Source organism: Paenibacillus sp. J22TS3 (assembly GCF_018403205.1).
Classification (GTDB): Bacteria; Bacillota; Bacilli; order Paenibacillales; family Paenibacillaceae; genus Fontibacillus; species Fontibacillus tuaregi.
The window spans coordinates 393,779-411,969 of record NZ_BOSF01000004.1; the positions used below are offsets into that span (position 1 = coordinate 393,779).

Sequence of the window (18,191 nt, forward strand, 5' to 3'; positions counted from 1 at the left end):
TATACGACACCGGTTTATTGTAAAATAGATAGAGATACTGAAAGTGTGGTGACTCATCTATGAATTTTGTTTCTCTTGATTTTGAAACCGCAAATATGAATCCCGGCAGTGTATGCGCCATTGGACTTGTTGTTGTGAGCGAGGGCCAGATTGTGGATGAATTCTACTCTTTGGTGAATCCGCTTGCGGACTTTGATCCTTTTTGTGTGCGTGTCCATGGAATTACGGAAGCCATGGTCCATGATGCGCCAACCTTTAAGGAGGTGTGGGATACGGTCGGCCCAGTATTGGACAACCAGATCGTGGTCGCCCATAATGCCGCTTTTGATATCAATGTGCTTAAGCACTGCATGACGGCTAACGAGCTTCCAAGCGAAGGCTTTCAATATGTCTGTTCCTACCTGCTGGCCAAAAGAATCTGGCCGGGGCTCACGAGCTACCGGCTTAATTCCGTAAGCAGCTACCTCGGTCTGGATGCGTTCCGTCATCACGACGCGCTTGAGGATGCCAGGGCAGCCGCACTTGTCTTCATGAAGTGTCTTCAGACCGGAGACACCATGCTTGCTCAAGATCTGGCGCAGCGGTATGAATACCGGATCGGCTCTATTCTGCCCGATTATACACATATTACATTCGCATCCACCCGCAGCACCGGGGGAAGTGTCCGGGCTAGCCAGATCACTCCTTCCGTGACGGAGTTTGACGAGAATCATGTATTATTCCGTAAGAACGTCGTCTTCTCCGGCACCCTGGGCTCGTTGTCCCGCCGCGAAGCGATGCAGCGGGTCGCCGATGCAGGCGGTTTTCCCGCAGACCAAGTGCTGCCAACTACACACTATCTTGTGGTGGGCACGAAGGATTATGTAAAGCATCAGGACGGCGTCAAGAGCAACAGCAAGATTCGAAAAGCCGAAAAGCTGATATCCTCGGGCCGGAAGGTCAAGATTCTGCCGGAAGAAGAGTTTCTGCCTCTGCTGGGTTAGATAATGCACTCCCGTACTCCCAGCTCTAAACAAGAAGAGAGGCCGTCCATTTGGACGGCCTCTTTGCCTAGTGCACTGCATTAGGCAAGGTGCACCTTCATAACGCTTTTCTCATTAGCAGTCACATCTCCAGCTGCGCTTGGTGCAACCTCGGCCACCTGTTCCAGCCCTGAAGGGACAAGAACCGGAGTGATCAGAGGCAGCCCGGCAGCCCGGATGGCTTCGATATCGAACTCAATGAGCAGCTGCCCGGCTTTTACCTGATCCCCGGTTTGGACATGGGTGGTAAAGCCGTTCCCTTTTAAGGACACCGTATTGATTCCGATATGAATCAAGATCTGTACACCACTCTCATGTTCCAAAATAATGGCGTGTTTGCTTTTATCCATAACAAGCGCAACCGTACCGTCAAAAGGAGCAACCGCTTTGCCTTCGGAAGGCTCAATGGCGATGCCTTCTCCCATGTGCTTTTGGGCAAATGCGGGATCGGGTACCGTCTCCAGTGGAACCACTGTTCCTGTAATAGGGGCCGAAACCTCCAGCACCTTCAATTGAGTGACCGGAGCCGGAGCCGCCTTGTCAGCAGGGGCTGCTTTACCAGACTTTGAATTCCCGCTTGAAGCTGCTTCCGGGGCAATCTCCGGCAGCTTGTCTTTATAACCGAACATCCAGGTGAGCACAAAAGCCACTGCCATGGCAACCAGGTTGCAGAGAATGTATAGCGGAAGCTGATTATTCAAATACAGCAGCGTCCCCGGAATAACTGTAACGGCCATACCAGTTGCAGCCAGGCCGAAGAGGGAGGCCAGAAAACCGCCGATCGCCCCACCGATCAACCCCATAATGAACGGCTTCATAAAGCGCAGGTTAACCCCAAAAATCGCGGGCTCCGTAATTCCAAGAAAGGCGGAGAAGGAAGACGGCAGCGCAAGTGCTTTTAACTTCTTATCCTTCGTTTTGAGTCCTACTGCGAGACAGGCTGCCCCTTGTGCGGCCATAGCACTGGTTACGATCGCATTAAAAGGGTTGTTGCCATACTTCTGCAGGAGCTGGATCTCCAGGAAGTTAAATATATGATGGACGCCTGTAACCACAATGATCTGATTGAAGAAACCGATTACAAGGCCAGCGATTCCAAATGGCAGATGGAGCACAAATGTCGTCCCTTGAAGCACCCAAGTCTCCAGAGAGTGGAAGATCGGACCGATCGCAAATAAACCGAGTGTAATCATCACGAGCAGGGTGATGAAAGGGGTCAGGATCAAATCTAGTGCTTCCGGTATGCGTTTTCTGAGAAACTTCTCGAATTTGGCCCCCAGCATGCCCATGAAAAAGGCAGGCAACACAGAGCCTTGATACCCGACCACTGGAATAAATCCGAACATGGTCAGTGCTTCAGCTGAACCATTCGCCACACTATATGCATTCGGGAGCGCTGGATTCACCAGCATCAACCCAAGCACGATGCCCAGGATTGGACTGCCTCCGAACACCCGGAACGCCGACCAAGCAATCAATGCAGGCAGAAAAGCAAACGCCGTATCCGTAAGAATCTGCGTGAACAGCAGGAAGTTAGCCGGAATGTCCTCCGGTACAGCCCCGAATAACGCAAGAACCTGGGGCTGCGTGAGCAAACCGCGTAGTCCCATGAAGAGACCCGTAGCCACCAGCACAGGAATGATTGGCACGAACACATCGCCAAAGGTCCGGATCGCACGTTGGAACGCGTTTCCCTGCTTTTTCGCCTGGCCCTTGAGCTCCTCCTTGGACGTTCCTGTAATGCCAAGGTTCTCTACTTCCTCAAAAATCCGGTTGACCGTGCCCGTTCCAAATATAATTTGATACTGGCCGGAGTTGAAGAAGGCCCCTTTGACCTTGTCAATATTCTCGATCTTCTTCTGATCGATCTTTTCCTTGTCATGAACCATAATGCGTAAACGGGTTGCACAGTGTGCGAAAGAAGCTATATTCTCCTGCCCACCTATGGCCTGTACAACTTCTTTGGCTATATCCCGATTGTCAGACATTCTCCTCGCCCCTTTCTCTAGCTGCACCATTTATGAAATTTAATACATCCCGGTTGGACGGAAGCGCAGGAATCGCGCCTTTCCCGGTGGTCGTCAAAGCCCCGCTTGCATTGGCAAATCTCAAAATCTCGTTATGATCTGCAAGAAGGATGTTCTTCAAGCTGCTCTGATCCGCTCTTCTGACGAGGAGTTGATACAAGAAGCCTCCAACAAAAGCATCTCCTGCTCCTGTTGCGTCCTGAACCTCAACCTTATATCCGCTTGCGTTAAATTGATAATCCGGCAGGTGCAGCACAGCCCCTTGCGCACCTTTGGTATAGATCACTGCTCGGACATTTCCTTTAAATAAAGAGGCCACTGCCTGCTCCTCGTCCTGGATTCCGGTAATAAATTCGATTTCTTCCTCCGAGATCTTAATGAGATGGGCCAGCGGAATAAAAGATAGGATCGTCTGCCGGCAGGCTTCAGGGTCGTCCCATAAAGGCAGACGCACATTGGGATCAAAGCTGATCAGACCGCCCGCCTGCTGAACAGCTTCTATAGCCTTAATATGGGCTTGCTTCATTGGACTGTCCACCAAATCTACCGATCCGAAATGCAGAATATCCCCTTGTTTAAATTGCTCCATGTTCACTTCATCCGCAGTCAGGAGCAAATCGGAAGACGGGTTGCGGTAAAAAGAGAAATCACGCTCTCCATTGTCCATAAGGGAGACGAAGGCAAGCCCAGTATTTGCTTGTGAAGTCCGCAAAACCTGGTCCGTCTGGACTCCAGCGGCCTGCAGCTGCTCCAGCAGGAAATCACCGAACGCGTCATTTCCGAGCTTTGTAATCATGGACGCCTCTTCCCCAAATTTCGCAACCGCAGCAGCCACGTTCGCCGGCGCTCCTCCAGCGGCCCGCTCGAAGGATACGACATCCTTAAGCGCGCACCCTTTTTGCAGTGGAATAAAATCAATTAGAACTTCCCCGATTGTGTATAACTTCCCCACGCTGTCACCTTCCAGCATAAAATTTGAAACAAGCTATTAGCATTAATATTTCCACACCACCGCATCCAGCTCCGCACTTCCTCCAGATGCAAAAAAGCGGATTTCCGTACTCAGCTTGTCAGGAAAAATACGGCTTGTGAATACTTCCTCACCGTCATTGATAAAGATCTCCACCGACGAGGTATCCACGAACAGTTGAAACTTGAGCGCCGGGGCATCCACAGTGCACTCCCGGGTCAGTCCGTACTCTTCTCCCACCGTCTGACCGGATAACGAGCGGTCCAGGATGACCTTTTTGCGGAGCCGATCATATTTCAGCACTGTTTTCTCATGGGCACCGGCTCTAAACTCAATGCCGAACTGTTCGGCATCATATGCACTAAATTCACAGATCATTTCGTAGGAGGCTCCGCTGAAACCATCCAACCTGCGGGTTTCATCATGTAAGGAGTGATGGGCCCGGGTCATCTCTTTCCTAAGCTTGCTGAGTTCCCTAGCCGGCTTCTGAATCAACTTCCCTTCCCGTAAGGATAGCTCCCGGGGGAGAGTCAGACAGTGGGCCCACCCGCTGCCATCGGTCGGATACCCGATTTCCGGCAGTCCCATCCAGGCAACCAGCAGACGCCGTCCGTCCGGTGCCGCCATCGTCTGGGGAGCGTAGAAGTCGAATCCCCGGTCCAGCTCCTGAAATTCACCATGCTCGAATACTCTCGTGTCCAGGTTCAGCGGCTTGCCGGTCAGATAACCGGACTGGTAGATATTACGGAAATGTTCTCCCTCCGGCTCTATGCCCTGTGGTGAAAATATGAGAACACCCTGGTCCGCAAGCTCAAAATAATCGGGGCACTCCCACATATAACCGAAATGGCTCAAGCGGGTCACCATCTCTCCGAGAAGCTCCCACTCCTTCAAGTCGGGTGAGCGGTACAACAGCACACATCCCGTAAGATTGCTGCGCTGGGCACCGATAACGCAGTAGTATTGGCCTGCCTCTGCCCACACCTTCGGGTCCCGGAAATGCTCGGTATACCCCTCAGGAACGGAGGAAATAACAGGCTTCTCCTCCTTAACAATTCTCCCGTGTTCGTCCATCACAGCGATGCATTGGTAAGGATTCCTGATCCAGTCCGCATCACGCGTATTCCCGGTATACATCAAATACAGCTTATGATCCTTCTCGATGGCACTTCCGGAGTAAGCTCCATGGGAATCATAAGGGCCTCCCGGCTCGATCCCAATCCCAACATCCTGCCAATGTGCAAGGTCAGCGGACTTCATATGATACCAATATTTCATCCCGTGCTCAGTTCCCAGCGGAAACCACTGATAGAACAAGTGATACTCTCCTTGGTAGTATGCAAACCCGTTTGGATCATTAAGAAGCCCAGTGGATGGCTGTATATGAAAGGTCTGTCTCCATGGGCAACGGCTGACCTGTTCCCGAAGCCGTTCTAGTTCGCCCGGCGCCGCCTGCTCAATCCGTCGGTACTTTTGCATTCGTGACATATTCATGATTGTTCTCCATTAGGAAATAGGATTTTCGCCAAAACGGAACCGGTTCCAAAACAAGCTAAAAAAAGAGAGGAACCGGTTCCAATTCACAGTAAAAAAATTTTGGGCCGGTTCCACGTGCCTAAGCTCTTGCATAAACCGCGACGGAACCGGTTCCAATGAAATTATAAATCAGAGCTCAAAACTTTGTCAACGCTTTCCCGGTCAATCAGCTCATTGTTCAGTATGGTTAATCGATCCACCTGCTCTTCATTCACCAATTTGATAATGCTCTGTGCTGCCATTTTTCCCGCCTGCGAGTAGTAAAATTTAATTGTAGTCAGGGCTGGATGAATAATCTCTGTAATCTGATACCCACCAAAACCGGTAACAGACAGACCCGATGGAATCGAAATGTGGTTCGAATAAGCCGTTTTGAATACCCCAAGGGCAATATTATCGGTTGCGCATACAATGATCGTTGGGTCATATTGTTCAAGGATTCGGGATGACGCTGCCACGGCATCCGCCATGTTGAATCCCGTCTCAAAGTACCTTACCTCACAGTCTCCTGTTTCACTTACAGCCTGCTTGAACCCCTCTTTCCTGTGTATGCCTACAGCCACATCTTTCTCCGTCACACCCAGATAGGCAATTCTCCGGTGCCCTTTCGCGAGCACATGCCTGCCCATTGTATAACCGGCCTGAAAATCATCATGAATCAAGCTATGCAGCTCAGAATGCTGCTGCCCGACCAGCAGGACTGGAATCTCAATCTCCCGGATGGCCTTAAGATGGCCTTCGGTCACTTGAGCGGCCAGCAGAATAATACCGGAGATTTTTTGTCTTGCCAGATCATAGATCGCTTCTATTTCCCTCTGCATATCCTGGCTTGTATTTGAAATCAGCATATGATAGTTAAAGTTCCTAAGCTCCTCATCAATCCCCATCAGGGTTTGCGAGGTTGCAAAAGAGTCCAGTCTAGGCACAACCGTCCCAATGATACTGGTCTTTTTAGCTTTCAGGCTTTGAGCAAATGTATTAGGAACATAATTGTTGAGCTTAATAATCTGCTCAAGCTTCTGCTTGGTTGGCTCACTGACCGATCCCCCGTTCAAATAACGGGATACCGTGCTCTTAGATACACCTGCGATCCGGGCAATATCTGAAATCGTCTTTATCATTTGTTCACCTTCACATGATTATTGGCGATAGAATGCTCTGTCCATCCCAATTATACTTGGTTTGATCAAGCAGCATCCACCATCTCTGAAATTTCAGGCTGCATCTGCCCCACTCCCAACCAGAAGCCAATAGAGATTAAGTCGAAATATCAGCACCCCTATTCCTGATCCGGGGAGATAAAATCCCGCAGCTGTCTGTAGATAGCGACAATCTCATCCATAGGCATACGGACCAAACCGCTTGAAGAAGGGGCTACAAATTCATGTATACCCTCAACATAGGAATCCTGCTGAAATCCCCAGGCTACCTTCTTCCTCCGCGTAAGCTCCGTATAGACCCCCTTGCCTACAAAGCAGGCAATTTGCGGACGATAGGTCTTAAGCTTCGCCTCAAGAATCTCCCTTCCCTCGCGGTATTCCTCCCGGCTAATATCTTCAACGCCCCGAGTAGGCCGCGCGACAATATTCGTAAAGCCATATCCCAGCTTGAGCAGATCCTGATCCTCTGAAGGATCGTACAGCCGGGGAGTGAGGCCGGATTGATGCAGAATTCTCCAGAAGTTATTCCGGGGATTGGCATAATGATGCCCGACTTCCCCTGAGCGAAGACTTGGATTGAAACCGATAAACACAATTTGGAGACCGTAATCCAGATGGTCTGTGACTTCTTGCATGGTCTATTTACCTCCTTCCTTCTAAAAGCCCTATGACGCGGTAAAGCATTCAAAGATCAAGTGAGAGAAAAATCACTGACAAAATTGATAAAAAACCCGTAAAATAGGTTGTTTTTCCCATAAGTTGGGACACTTTAATAATATAAGCTTTTTACTTGGCTAGAGCCAGATCACCTTGTTCTTCTATACCTCCTCTATAGATAGAACCAAACAAAGACCTAAGATTACCAGGTAAAAGCTTAAATAAACAGAGGGAGGGGTTGTCGTGCCAGATTGATAAGATTACATTTCGTCAAATCGTCTTGGTTGCAAATGTCGTGTTGTTTTGTTTGTCTCGCCGTGCTGTCTGTGATTATTCAACCACCGTTTCTTGCCCCTCTATGTACCCGTGCTGCCAAACTTGTTTCTAGTCTGCAACTTACCCTATGAATGATAACAGCAATCCGCTTCATTTCAGCCCTTTAGACCCTTGTAAGAAAATTCCAGCTGTGAAATAATTGAACTCCAGTAAATGCACTATTATTTTTTTCTAAAAATAAGAACATACGTTCAAATACAGGTTTATTTTGGATAATCCTCTAATATCTTAAGTGTAAGGAGTCATCATAACGAAGGGGGTTTAGACTTATGAAAGTAAGAGCTTTAACCCGCGATGAGCTAACGATATTTGAGCATTATGCAGCTGTTCATGAAGTCGCCTTCCAGAATCCGGTTATCCAGTCCTTCTTCCGTCACACTCCTCATGTCATCACTCTAGCAAACGCTCTCACAGGGTGTATGAACTGTTGGAATCAAATTCAACGTGCCTTCCAAGAGCATCTGTTTCAGATCAGGTTCATCCGGTATGTGGCCTCCGTGATTCATCTGTCAACTCTGTCCTTCATCCGGTCGAACCAAAAGATACAGCAGCGCAACCCGCTGATCATTGATCAGCCGCTGCCAGAAGACAGACACGGCCACCCAGCACGTCCGTATGAGTATGGTCCATCCGTCGATTTTTATTTCAAAGAGTACTCCTCGTTCGCCGATACCATTGAGGATGAGAAGCTTTACGGGTCGTTCCGCCTGTTAACCGGCAAGCAGCAGCAGATTGTGCTTATGTCTTACGTGCTTTGTTACAGGGATACCGAAATCGCCCAAAGCCTACAAGTTAGCCCACAGGCCGTATTCAAGACCCGGCAGCAGGCACTGCACAAGCTGCGTTCCTCTGTTCAATCGAAAGGGGTGAAGAAAAGTGGATGAAGCTCTGCTTAACTTTTTGGTTCACGCCGTTAACAACGTTGGCTTTCCCATTGTCGTCATTGGATATCTGTTCTTCCGGTTTGAGAAGAAGCTAAGTGCTCTCGACCACTCGATTCAGGAACTGGACGCCGATTTCCATAAAAGAAAAAAAGCAAAGGAGTAACCCGCGATGGAGAACAATACACTGCTTGAGCTGGTAGCCAAAGCCCAGTCAGGGGACAGGGATGCGCTCTATCAAATTTTGAACCAATTCGCTCCGCTGGTCAAAAAGCACAGCCGGTCGGTCGGTCGGTCGGACCGGGAGGATCTGGAACAGAGCATCCATGAGAAGCTAACCGAGAAAATTCTCGCCTACGACCGAAGCCGCATACCTACACTTACAGAGTTCATTCACACCTTGGAGAAGGAGCAAAGGGAATAGATGTTTTATCCAAAAAAGGAGGGTCAGCCGATCGGCTGACCCTCCTTCTCTGTGCTCATTATATTTAATCAAATTATGGCTTAAGTACAATATATGTCCCCAAGGTGGCAAGCTTGGCGGTCTTAAGCTTATCCTTAGCCACCTCGCTTAGCACCTTGGCCGCCTCATCGAACACTTCATCTTCGTTTAACTTGGCCCCCATCCGGATAGCTATAACCGGTTTGCCTGACTTCAATTGATCTGCGAGCTTGGTTCCATATTCAGTCACCGATTTAACTTCAAGGCCATTCATAACATAATAGTCCTTGGAATTATCGGTAGATTTGAATTCTGACAATTCCTTATCAAGCCAATAAGCCTGATCTGTTTCATATTCTATGGATTTTGCAGTAGTATCGTCAGAGTTGTACAGCAGATACGGCACACCCGAGTTGGTTGCGTTATTCGTTGTATCCACGTTTACCCATTCCTGCCCAATCTTCACCTTGTTCCATGCATGAGGAACTCCGCTCATATAGCCAGTGACCGTGATAGCTTTCAGCCCGGACAGATCACTAAGCATTTTGTAGGTCGCCGCGTAGGATGCACAGACACCCACCTTCTTAACCATGATTCCATAAGTGTTAAACGAATCACTATACTTCTCATCCACTTGCTTGAAGCCGCTTGCTTCCGCACTCTTTAAAGCTTCATCATCATACTTGGTATTATCGTTGAGATAATCATAAAGCGCCTTGCGTTTATCATCATCGCTCATACCCGGCTTGATTACTGCAGCTACAATCTTTTTGGCTTCCGCAATGATCTCGCCCTGCTTCTTCTTAATATGCTCTTCAGTGTCATCGTAATTTACTTCCAGAGTCAAAGTATCATAGTCATATCTATACTGCTTAACCCCAAGAATCAACGGATTCTGATAAACCACTTTCTGAAGCACATCTGACAGGGTTTCAAAGTTCTGAGCTTCCGGAAATGCGCTAAGTGAAATTTCTTTCTTGGCATCAACCATATTCAGAGCCAGATATTCTTCAAGAGCAGAGTCTGCATTTACTCCTGCCTCTGAAGTAACTTCCGGTACAGGAACTTCCTGCTTGTTTCCTTCCTCCACCTGTTTCTTGGTGTTATCTTTCTGGGCATCTACCAGATTATCGGTTGGAGCTGGAGCCTCTTCCTTCTTCGGCTCCTCCTTCCCCTTGGTGGTATCAATGATTGTCGGGACATCCGGTGATGGGACGTAATCCGTTGTATTCTCCGGCTCAACATAACCGCTTGTATCCTGAACCGGCCCATTGCTTTCCAGCAGCTTGACATCATCAGGAGTTGCCTTCTTAACAAGGACAAAACCTTTAAGTGCTGTTCCTTTAACCTTGAAGTGTACTTCTGTTGAGCCGTATTCTTGGATTTTGAGATTTGCTGTATCAAAGATCAGATCCCGTTGACTGTGAGATCCGTCAATAAATTCCACACTTACAGATCTGGGAATATCTGAAACCTGGTCATACTCTTTAAGAAAAATATTGTCAGACTTCGCAAGCCCAGCCGGGAGACGCTCTGACAGATCAGCGGTGCTGACGCCCACACTGAAATTGGACTCCTTGCCACCTGCTATAGCAGTTACGTAGTACTCCCCTTTAACCAGCATATTCTGTAGAGAAATCGTCGCATCACTGCTTTGTCCGAGTCCCCCACGTCCATCCTTCATAAAGTCGTCAAATTCAGTCCCGGTAACTGTTGTCACCAGCTGAGGAATGTTACCTGCATACCCTTCTTCCGCCCCTCTTAGCGGCTTATTCTCGTTCTTCATAAGGGTAGTTTTGCTGCGGTTATAAATTCTGTATCCTTCCGCGCCCTCCACCTTGTTCCATTTCAGCCTAAATCGGCCATCCTGGCTGATTTCATATTTAACTGTTGGAACAGGTACCTCCGACTTGATCGTAAACGGTATAATCAGCGGCTGATCCAGTTTGGTCGGCACATCCGCATTCAAATCGTAGTTGATTCTTGCGTAATAAATTGGAGCATTGCCCCACGCTTTCTCATATGCTGCCGGATTATCATCCGAGGCAAGAACCCCAACCGTTGGTTTTACTTCTACGGTATCTTTCGCGGCGTTTTTATCCTTAAAATCCCTAAGCGTAAAGATCTCACTTTCCTTCAACGCCTTGCTATCCGTATGTATACTTACTACGTCTGCCGCAATCTGGTCTTTGAACTTGGTATTAAATTTAAATTCCAATACCTGTTTCTGATCCACGTTATAGAGCGGCATAATTGCCTTGTCAGAAGGCTGTGCCCCATATTTCTTCTTCAAATCCGCGACCTTCGCACCGCTGGCCAATCTGGTTGCGGCACCTGTGCCCGCTTCAGCTTTTTTTGCAGCGTTCTGTCCAGAGCCATCATCACAGCCAGATAACAGCAGCGCTGCAATCAAGAATCCCCCTAACAATCTCTTCATACTCTCATGCCCCTCTCAGCAGTCCACTCCCAAGAGCTACAACTTTACGATTTTGTGAGTTCTTAAGAAGTATATAGAATTTTATACCAATCTACTTTACTACTAGGAAGATTCCAAAATCAAGTAATTTTTGATATATTCCAACACAATCCCCTTTGATTTCCCTGAATTAGACTTAAACTGAGAGTGCCGTATTCTGTAACGATTAGTCATGTTAAAAAAAATGGAGTCAGCCGATCGGCTGACTCCATTTGTACGAATATTCTTCTCAACAGCTCTCGTCCGAGTCCTGCATTACTTGTTTTCCGCCTGAGTATGGTCTATCTTAAATTTGCCAACCAGCTGCTCAAGTTCCTCTGCCATCCGGCTGAGCTCCGTAGATGATGATGCAATCTCTTCAACCGAGGCCAACTGCTCTTCAGCAGCAGCGGAAATCGTATGTGTACTTTCGGCCGCTTCCTCTGAAATGCCCTGAATATGTTGAATCGATTGCGACACACCAGCGGCTCCTTCAGTTAAATGAACAGCCGCATTCGCGATCGCCTTCATTTTGTCTGCGGCAGCTTGAACTGCCTTACGAATCTCCGCAAACGATCTGCCTGAAATATCAACAGCGGCTACCCCCTCTCCAACGCGCTCCTTAGCCTCTTTCATGGCCAATATCGCCTGCTTCATTTCAGTCTGTATCCAGCCTATCAATTCAGAAATCTGCTGCGCCGATTCTGCCGAACCTTCGGCAAGCTTACGAATCTCTGAAGCCACAACCGCGAATCCCCGGCCCTGCTCCCCTGCTCTTGACGCCTCAATGGAAGCATTCAGGGCCAGCAAATTGGTCTGCTGGGCGATGCCTGCAATGACACTGACGATCCCCCCGATTTCCTCTGTCCGTTCATTCAGCGTCTGAATTACCCCGCCAAGCTGTTCTACCGTCATATGAATGCTGTCAATTTTCTGAACCACCGTATCCGCAGCCATGTTACCAGCTTCTGCTGACTGGGAAGCTGCCTCAATGGTGGCTGTAACCTCCTGCATATTTCCAGAAATATGAGCCGCCTCTTGGCTCATCTGATCCACAATCTCCACCCCTTGCTGAACGCTGCGCAGCTGCTGCTCGCTTCCAGAGGCTACTTCCTGAATCGTGATCGTGACATGCTCAATCGCGTGTGTGGTTTGTTCAGCACCATCAGACAACTGCTCTGCGGAGGATGATACTTTGCGGGTCGTATCCTGCACTTGGAAGATCATTTCCCTGAGGTTCTCTACCATGGTCCTGAAATTGATCGCAAGATCACCTATCTCATCATTCCGGACAGCTTTAACCTCAGCTGTCAGATCACCCTGGCTTACACTAAGTGTTTCTTGTTGCAGACGCCGGATTGGGATTGTGATCGAACGAATCACGAAGTAGACCACGATGCCTGTAACCACAATCGCTCCAAGAAGAACACATAACGAGATGTAGAATATACCTGAGACGGAGTTCGTGATCTCATCTTGATCAATAATTCCGGCTATTTTCCACCCTGTCTCCGCATTGGTCATTGTCTCAATTTTGACATTCTTGCTGTCGGAGTTAGAAGCAAGCTCCGTCATTTGACCGTTGGCCTTATAGATCTCGTTAATAAATTCTTCCTTGGCTGCTTCCCCTGGAGTTCCCTTCGGGTTGATGACATAGTTCTTCTGGCTGTCTAGGATTGTGATATACCCGGTGCTTCCAAGCTTAATATCAATAGACTTCTGCAGGCTCTGCAAATTCACCGTGAGCCCGATCACGCCAGACCCGTCCGACAGCCTCCGGGATATGTAGACAACCGGTACCTTATCTGTATTCAGGGAGACCGGACTAATAACCGTCTTGCTCCCTCCTATGGCCTCCTTGTACCAGACACGTTCTCTCGGGTCGTATTTGGGATCATCCGTTTTCTTGCTTTTTCCCCTGATCATCGTCCCGTCTGTAGTCCCTACAAAGATATTTCCGACATCCTCATTTACTCCCAAATATTCCTGAAGAATATCAAGCAGGCGGGTATTTTCACGGTTCAGCATATCCGATGTAATTCGGGTAGACAGATAATTAATATTTCTCATTTTTGCCGATATCTTCTCATCAACGAACTTACTGGCCACTTTCACGCCTTCTTTGGCACTATTCGTAACATCCCCCATGATTGAAGCGGCTGACGCAACGAAAATAGAAGTGCCAATCACTGTGGTTGGAATCAACAGCACTCCGAGAAATGCAAGTATAAGCCGCATCCGAACCGTGAATCTTTTCTCTCTCTTTTTCAAACCAAGTTCCCCCTCTGATCCAATAAACATTTCTTGTTATGTAAATAAACAGACTATTTGTTTATCGGGTGGAGCTTCCCCGGATTGTATATTAATTCGCTAAAATTCTTCAAAATTCGACTTTCATACCTAAATACCGAGCCTGTTTCATACAAAAAAAGACTTCACACAGATAAATCCGCATGCAGCCTTAAAAGCTCCAAAATATGTAACATTTGTATGTCTTGTTATGTTAAAGAGTGTACCTGGACAATCGCAAGGGGTACGGTAAGTGAACGCTACCTCACCCCTTCTGGCGCCCACGTCTTCTGAAACGTCCTAGAATCGCCTCTTTGTTTCTTTTAAACAAGATGAATAGAACAAGCAGAATTCCCGCTACAGCCACAGCAGCACCCGTATATTGCGTAGCCAGGTGAAGCAGACGCTCAAAGCTTGGCCCTAATATTTTGCCAATGGTCACATACGTGAGAACCCAGAGAAAGCCTCCCGTACAGTTATAGATCAGGAACGTGCGCAGCTTAACTCTGAGAATACCTGAGAAATAGCCTGTAAAGTGTCTTAGACCCGGCACAAAATAACTGATGAAGATCAGCCGGCTGCCATACCGGTCGAACCATACGGACAGGGTATCCAATCTTTTCTGATTCAAAAAGAAGTATTTCCCGTACTTTTCAAAAAAGGGTGTGCCCAGCTTGTAGCCGAGGGCATAGGTCAGCAGGGTCCCTGTTATTGCTCCTGTATATGAACAGACGATGATTAACGGCAGATTGAAGCTCCCTCCGCTGGAGAGATGACCGGAAATAGCCATCGCCAATTCCCCCGGAAAAGGAAGTGCAACCGATTCGGCAAACAAACCGAGAAATAACACATAGTAACCATACAAGTCAAACAAATTGCTAATCCATTCCATGTATAAGCGCTCCTAACAGCCTCATTTGCTCAGTAATTATACATTTAGTGTATCTTCTGTAAGAAGACTGTGGAATTGGCTCTGGTATAGTCTTTGTACTGGACTTTGGTCTTGGAGCTTGCCAGACCCTACCGCGCCAGTTGAAGCGGGAAAGCGATTCCTCCCCACATAGGAACAAGCAAAAAAAAGGGTTGTCCACTACGCTCATCCTGTGAGCGGGGACAACCCTTTCTATTAACTAGCCATGGCTAGATACGGTATACCGGCTTATCGTATTCGGCTTTACGTTCGAAGAGAACCGTAAAGGCCTCTTCTTCAACCCCATCCAGAGTAGGAGCCAGCACGATCTTCAAGTGACCCGGCAGGTGAACCGGACTTTTCAGTCTGTATCTTCCGAAAGTCAGCCTTGATTTTGGTTTCATGTCGTTTCCCCTCCCAGCAAATCGTGGATTGAATCTAAGAGCGTCTTGTTAACATAACAAATCGTTTCAAACAGCGTCTCATTCACCTGAACCGTGCCTTTCAGATGGATAGTGAACACATACCTCTTAGCTAGAGGATAACATAAGATATATTCCTTCACAATGGATTTACGGTTACGCTGGCTAAAAGATACATTGCCGCTGAGATGGACATCAACGACATGGATCACCTCATGCCCGGGCTTCTTATCCTGATTAACCTCAAGCGAATACTCGCGTCCAATCTCTCCAACCCCGTCACTGCCAACCTGGCGGATCACAAGCTCATCGGCACGGAACAGTGCCGAACCGCTAACCGTGTATGGAGCGGCGACAAAAGACAGCCTAAGCGCACGGCAGATCCGGTTATACAAATCCGTATCCAGCGAAGCTTTATAGTGAAGCTCTTCGAAGAAGCCCACGATTCTGAGCAGCCGTTCCCGTTCGTCCTCCAAACGGCGGATAAGCTCTGCCGGATCGGCGTTCTTGCAGCCAAGCTCCTCAATGACCGTCCCCATCTTCCCACAGGCTACTCCCACTGCGGAATTCCAATTCTTCGGGTTGAACTGATACGTCAGTGTGGTCATTCCCAGAAGATCCGATGGGGTGCGGAAGCCTTCAATCCGCTCTTCATCCTCCTGGTTCTGAACGGGAATATTGGCCGGCATCAGGAAGAATACCCGCTCTCTGCCAAGCCGGCTCCAGAAGAGTCCCATTTCAAATATCGTATTGTCTCTTGCCGTATAATATAACTTTCCCCGGATCATTGTGACATCGTCAGGATGAAATACAAATACCGCGAAATCGCTCTCACGAATCTGAATTTCAATGTCTTCCATCGTATAACGGCCCGCCTGAAACACGCCCCGGTGCCATGGCGTAACCAACGCATAATGCTCCAATTCCTCCTGAACGGCATTTACAATCGGAATGGCTTCCTTTGATGAGCCGATAAAAACGGATGGTCTACTCATTGTTTCCCCCATGTCACCATAATCTCCCTTTTTTACATTATATCACAGGTGACATGGGTATCATGACTTATTCATCTCCCGAATTTACCGCTGGCGTGTAGACTCTTAGCATATAATTGCCACCTTCGGAGACAGCAAACGTGTGATAATGCCACGTGAGATGACCCTCATCGGGATGATCCATAATTTTCACACCCTCAAAGCTGTCCGAAACCTCATGTTTTGCCCACCATAACCTAAATTCATCACTTTGCTCAAACAGCTCATCCACCAATTTCTCATACCATGGGTCCTGAAGATTCATCGCATACTGGCTTCTGAAATGGGCCAGCAGCTTACCGGCGAAATTGTCCCAATTCAGAATTTGTTTTTTGACTTTCTCCATGATAAAGACACGCCAAAGAAGGTTCCTTTCGATCCCCGTGTTTCGTTTTAAATCCCCGCATAACGAAGTAATCATTGGATTCCAGGACGTAACGTTCCACCTATTATCGATGATATAAGCAGGGTAGTTCCCCAGCCTGTCAAGAATAGGCTGCAATCCTGGCAGCGCCGTATGCTCATCCTCTGTGTGGAGATCTGGTTGTTGTATAAAAGGATTCGCCAGTGTATATAGATACCTGCGTTCATCCTTACTCAGCCGGAGTGTCCGGACCAGGCTCTCAAGAACCTGATCGGACACTTGAATATCCCGCCCTTGTTCTAATGCAGTATACCAGGGTAAAGAAATACCTGATAGACTAGCTACTTCTTCCCTTCTTAGACCAGGAGTACGGCGTCGCAAAGCTTCAACCTGCAGACCTGCCTGCTGCGGGGACAGACGCGAACGCCGGGTACGCAGGAAATCAGCTAACTCCTTGCGTCTTTTTTCATGGTTCACCATAAGGACACACCTTCTTATCCAGTTATAATTCATACCAGTATAAATACCACTAATATCTTGAATAGTACTATAACTGCAGTTCTATGTACCGTTTATACAACCGATTATAATCGACTCATCCCCCTACGGTACAGGAGGGGCCGTGCACAGGTAAACACTAGATCACCCTAAACCTTCCAAAACAACAGACATAAAGGAGATTTGATATGGCAAGCCAAGAAGTTAACCAACCCACAAGCGGGCTGAACAGCAAACGTATTATCTTTCTTGGAGGAACTTCAGGAATTGGATTTGCAACCGCTAAGAAAGCTGCAGGTGAAGGGGCCTCCGTTGTTGTGGTATCCAGCCGCAAGGAGAAAGTGCATGCCGCTCTCTCCCGCCTCCCTCAAAGCGCTGAAGGACATATCGTTGATTTAACGAGTGAGGAGCAGATCAGCACATTTTTCAACGGGATAGGTCAATTTGATCATTTGGTCTATACAGCAGGCGATTCATTACAGTTTACAAATCTCCATGACATGGATACGGAGGCGGCACGTCAAATGTTCAACCTGCGTTATTGGGGAGCCTTCTGGGCAGCGAAGTACGGCAGCCCGCATATCAATCCTGGCGGATCGATCCTGTTCACTTCTGGGGTTGCCGGAACCCGCCCCCCAAAGGGTCTATCCGTAGCCGCCAGCGTCTGCGGGGCAATCGAAGCGCTGACCCGTGCGCTGGCGGTTGAATTAGGCCCGATACGGGTCAACACGGCCTGTTTTGGTGTAATGCGTACAGAGTTATGGGACACGGTTCCAGAAGCAGAGCGGGATGCCATGTATGAAGCAGCTGCCAGCTCGCTTCCCGTTGGATATTTGGGAGAGCCCGGGGATGGAGCTGAGGTCTTTCTCTATTTAATGAAGGAGAAATATTCCACCGGACAGGTTGTAGTGGTGGATGGCGGCTCCATATTGGTATAATTATTTTTTTCTTCTTGGTGTATTGCCAAGCTGAAACCAGCAAGAAGAAGGGTGCCGGAATTATCCCGGTACCCTTCTGTTTCTCCATTATTTCAGCTTCTCTCCGGCAGCTAGTATATCTATCGCCTAAATCATCCGGTTTAGCTTCTCCGTATAACGATATACAAACGTTAACTTTTCGGCAACTTTTTCATATAATGGGATTAATGTGAGAATAGAACTAGTTCATTGATATTAAAGATAGATTTCA

Annotated in this window: 16 protein-coding genes; 5 read left to right on the forward strand and 11 right to left on the reverse strand. The window is 48.0% G+C overall.

Going from position 1 to position 18,191, the window contains the following annotated elements; genetic code table 11:
- Positions 1 to 59 precede the first annotated feature (59 nt).
- Positions 60 to 983, forward strand: coding sequence for an exonuclease domain-containing protein (locus tag KJS63_RS15285; protein ID WP_213619883.1), 924 nt, complete (start codon positions 60 to 62; stop codon positions 981 to 983).
- Between the two features lie 80 nt (positions 984 to 1,063).
- Here KJS63_RS15285 and KJS63_RS15290 read toward each other — a convergent pair whose 3' ends face one another.
- The 5 genes from KJS63_RS15290 to KJS63_RS15310 form a co-directional block, all read right to left on the reverse strand.
- Positions 1,064 to 3,010, reverse strand: coding sequence for a sucrose-specific PTS transporter subunit IIBC (locus KJS63_RS15290; RefSeq protein WP_213619884.1), 1,947 nt, complete (start codon positions 3,008 to 3,010; stop codon positions 1,064 to 1,066).
- Entirely contained in the window at positions 3,003 to 4,001 is a 999-nt protein-coding gene (locus KJS63_RS15295) for a PfkB family carbohydrate kinase (protein ID WP_213619885.1), read from the reverse strand. Before KJS63_RS15295 ends, KJS63_RS15290 begins: the two co-directional genes overlap by 8 nt.
- Positions 4,002 to 4,043: 42 nt before the next feature.
- Positions 4,044 to 5,513, reverse strand: a complete 1,470-nt coding sequence (locus KJS63_RS15300; RefSeq protein ID WP_213619886.1) for a glycoside hydrolase family 32 protein — start codon at positions 5,511 to 5,513, stop codon at positions 4,044 to 4,046.
- Between the two features lie 164 nt (positions 5,514 to 5,677).
- Positions 5,678 to 6,676: a LacI family DNA-binding transcriptional regulator gene (locus tag KJS63_RS15305; protein ID WP_213619887.1), complete on the reverse strand. Its 999-nt coding sequence runs from the start codon at positions 6,674 to 6,676 to the stop codon at positions 5,678 to 5,680.
- 158 nt (positions 6,677 to 6,834) lie between these two features.
- Positions 6,835 to 7,350, reverse strand: a complete 516-nt coding sequence (locus tag KJS63_RS15310; protein WP_213619888.1) for a mismatch-specific DNA-glycosylase — start codon at positions 7,348 to 7,350, stop codon at positions 6,835 to 6,837.
- Positions 7,351 to 7,977: 627 nt separating this feature from the next.
- Here KJS63_RS15310 and KJS63_RS15315 point away from each other — a divergent pair.
- The 3 genes from KJS63_RS15315 to KJS63_RS15325 are packed head-to-tail and all read left to right on the forward strand — an operon-like array spanning position 7,978 to position 9,013.
- The gene (locus KJS63_RS15315) at positions 7,978 to 8,592 is read left to right on the forward strand and encodes a sigma factor-like helix-turn-helix DNA-binding protein (protein WP_213619889.1); all 615 of its coding nucleotides are present in this window, start codon (positions 7,978 to 7,980) and stop codon (positions 8,590 to 8,592) included.
- Positions 8,585 to 8,755, forward strand: coding sequence for a YvrJ family protein (locus tag KJS63_RS15320; protein WP_213619890.1), 171 nt, complete (start codon positions 8,585 to 8,587; stop codon positions 8,753 to 8,755). Before KJS63_RS15315 ends, KJS63_RS15320 begins: the two co-directional genes overlap by 8 nt.
- A 6-nt stretch (positions 8,756 to 8,761) precedes the next feature.
- Entirely contained in the window at positions 8,762 to 9,013 is a 252-nt protein-coding gene (locus KJS63_RS15325) for a helix-turn-helix domain-containing protein (protein ID WP_213619891.1), read from the forward strand.
- A gap of 73 nt (positions 9,014 to 9,086) precedes the next feature.
- Here KJS63_RS15325 and KJS63_RS15330 read toward each other — a convergent pair whose 3' ends face one another.
- The 6 genes from KJS63_RS15330 to KJS63_RS15355 all read right to left on the reverse strand — a co-directional run bounded on the left by KJS63_RS15330 (position 9,087) and on the right by KJS63_RS15355 (position 16,985).
- Positions 9,087 to 11,468, reverse strand: coding sequence for a transglutaminase domain-containing protein (locus tag KJS63_RS15330; RefSeq protein WP_213619892.1), 2,382 nt, complete (start codon positions 11,466 to 11,468; stop codon positions 9,087 to 9,089).
- 294 nt (positions 11,469 to 11,762) lie between these two features.
- Positions 11,763 to 13,757 (reverse strand): methyl-accepting chemotaxis protein, encoded by a 1,995-nt coding sequence (locus KJS63_RS15335; protein ID WP_213619893.1) that lies wholly within the window; start codon positions 13,755 to 13,757, stop codon positions 11,763 to 11,765.
- A gap of 283 nt (positions 13,758 to 14,040) precedes the next feature.
- Positions 14,041 to 14,667: a DedA family protein gene (locus KJS63_RS15340; protein WP_068614953.1), complete on the reverse strand. Its 627-nt coding sequence runs from the start codon at positions 14,665 to 14,667 to the stop codon at positions 14,041 to 14,043.
- A gap of 248 nt (positions 14,668 to 14,915) precedes the next feature.
- Entirely contained in the window at positions 14,916 to 15,089 is a 174-nt protein-coding gene (locus tag KJS63_RS15345) for a hypothetical protein (RefSeq protein ID WP_157692457.1), read from the reverse strand.
- Positions 15,086 to 16,102, reverse strand: coding sequence for a TIR domain-containing protein (locus tag KJS63_RS15350; RefSeq protein WP_068621975.1), 1,017 nt, complete (start codon positions 16,100 to 16,102; stop codon positions 15,086 to 15,088). The genes KJS63_RS15345 and KJS63_RS15350 overlap by 4 nt, the downstream gene beginning before the upstream one ends.
- 67 nt (positions 16,103 to 16,169) lie before the next feature.
- Positions 16,170 to 16,985 carry a helix-turn-helix transcriptional regulator gene (locus KJS63_RS15355; protein WP_244862616.1) on the reverse strand — a complete coding sequence of 272 codons (816 nt, stop codon included), beginning with the start codon at positions 16,983 to 16,985 and terminating at the stop codon, positions 16,170 to 16,172.
- 206 nt (positions 16,986 to 17,191) lie between these two features.
- On the opposite strand from KJS63_RS15355, the gene KJS63_RS15360 reads away from it, so the two are divergent.
- The gene (locus KJS63_RS15360; RefSeq protein ID WP_213619894.1) at positions 17,192 to 17,941 is read left to right on the forward strand and encodes an SDR family oxidoreductase; all 750 of its coding nucleotides are present in this window, start codon (positions 17,192 to 17,194) and stop codon (positions 17,939 to 17,941) included.
- The last annotated feature ends 250 nt before the right edge of the window (positions 17,942 to 18,191 follow it).

What these genes read in the sequence shown, in the direction of transcription:
- KJS63_RS15285 (WP_213619883.1), top strand. Translation starts at nt 60, where the DNA reads ATGAATTTTGTTTCTCTTGATTTTGAAACCGCAAATATGAATCCCGGC.
- KJS63_RS15325 (WP_213619891.1), top strand. Translation starts at nt 8,762, where the DNA reads ATGGAGAACAATACACTGCTTGAGCTGGTAGCCAAAGCCCAGTCAGGG.
- KJS63_RS15360 (WP_213619894.1), top strand. Translation starts at nt 17,192, where the DNA reads ATGGCAAGCCAAGAAGTTAACCAACCCACAAGCGGGCTGAACAGCAAA.
- KJS63_RS15300 (WP_213619886.1), bottom strand. Translation starts at nt 5,513, where the DNA reads ATGAATATGTCACGAATGCAAAAGTACCGACGGATTGAGCAGGCGGCG.
- KJS63_RS15345 (WP_157692457.1), bottom strand. Translation starts at nt 15,089, where the DNA reads ATGAAACCAAAATCAAGGCTGACTTTCGGAAGATACAGACTGAAAAGT.
- KJS63_RS15290 (WP_213619884.1), bottom strand. Translation starts at nt 3,010, where the DNA reads ATGTCTGACAATCGGGATATAGCCAAAGAAGTTGTACAGGCCATAGGT.
- KJS63_RS15355 (WP_244862616.1), bottom strand. Translation starts at nt 16,985, where the DNA reads ATGGTGAACCATGAAAAAAGACGCAAGGAGTTAGCTGATTTCCTGCGT.
- KJS63_RS15315 (WP_213619889.1), top strand. Translation starts at nt 7,978, where the DNA reads ATGAAAGTAAGAGCTTTAACCCGCGATGAGCTAACGATATTTGAGCAT.
- KJS63_RS15350 (WP_068621975.1), bottom strand. Translation starts at nt 16,102, where the DNA reads ATGAGTAGACCATCCGTTTTTATCGGCTCATCAAAGGAAGCCATTCCG.
- KJS63_RS15310 (WP_213619888.1), bottom strand. Translation starts at nt 7,350, where the DNA reads ATGCAAGAAGTCACAGACCATCTGGATTACGGTCTCCAAATTGTGTTT.
- KJS63_RS15340 (WP_068614953.1), bottom strand. Translation starts at nt 14,667, where the DNA reads ATGGAATGGATTAGCAATTTGTTTGACTTGTATGGTTACTATGTGTTA.
- KJS63_RS15330 (WP_213619892.1), bottom strand. Translation starts at nt 11,468, where the DNA reads ATGAAGAGATTGTTAGGGGGATTCTTGATTGCAGCGCTGCTGTTATCT.
- KJS63_RS15305 (WP_213619887.1), bottom strand. Translation starts at nt 6,676, where the DNA reads ATGATAAAGACGATTTCAGATATTGCCCGGATCGCAGGTGTATCTAAG.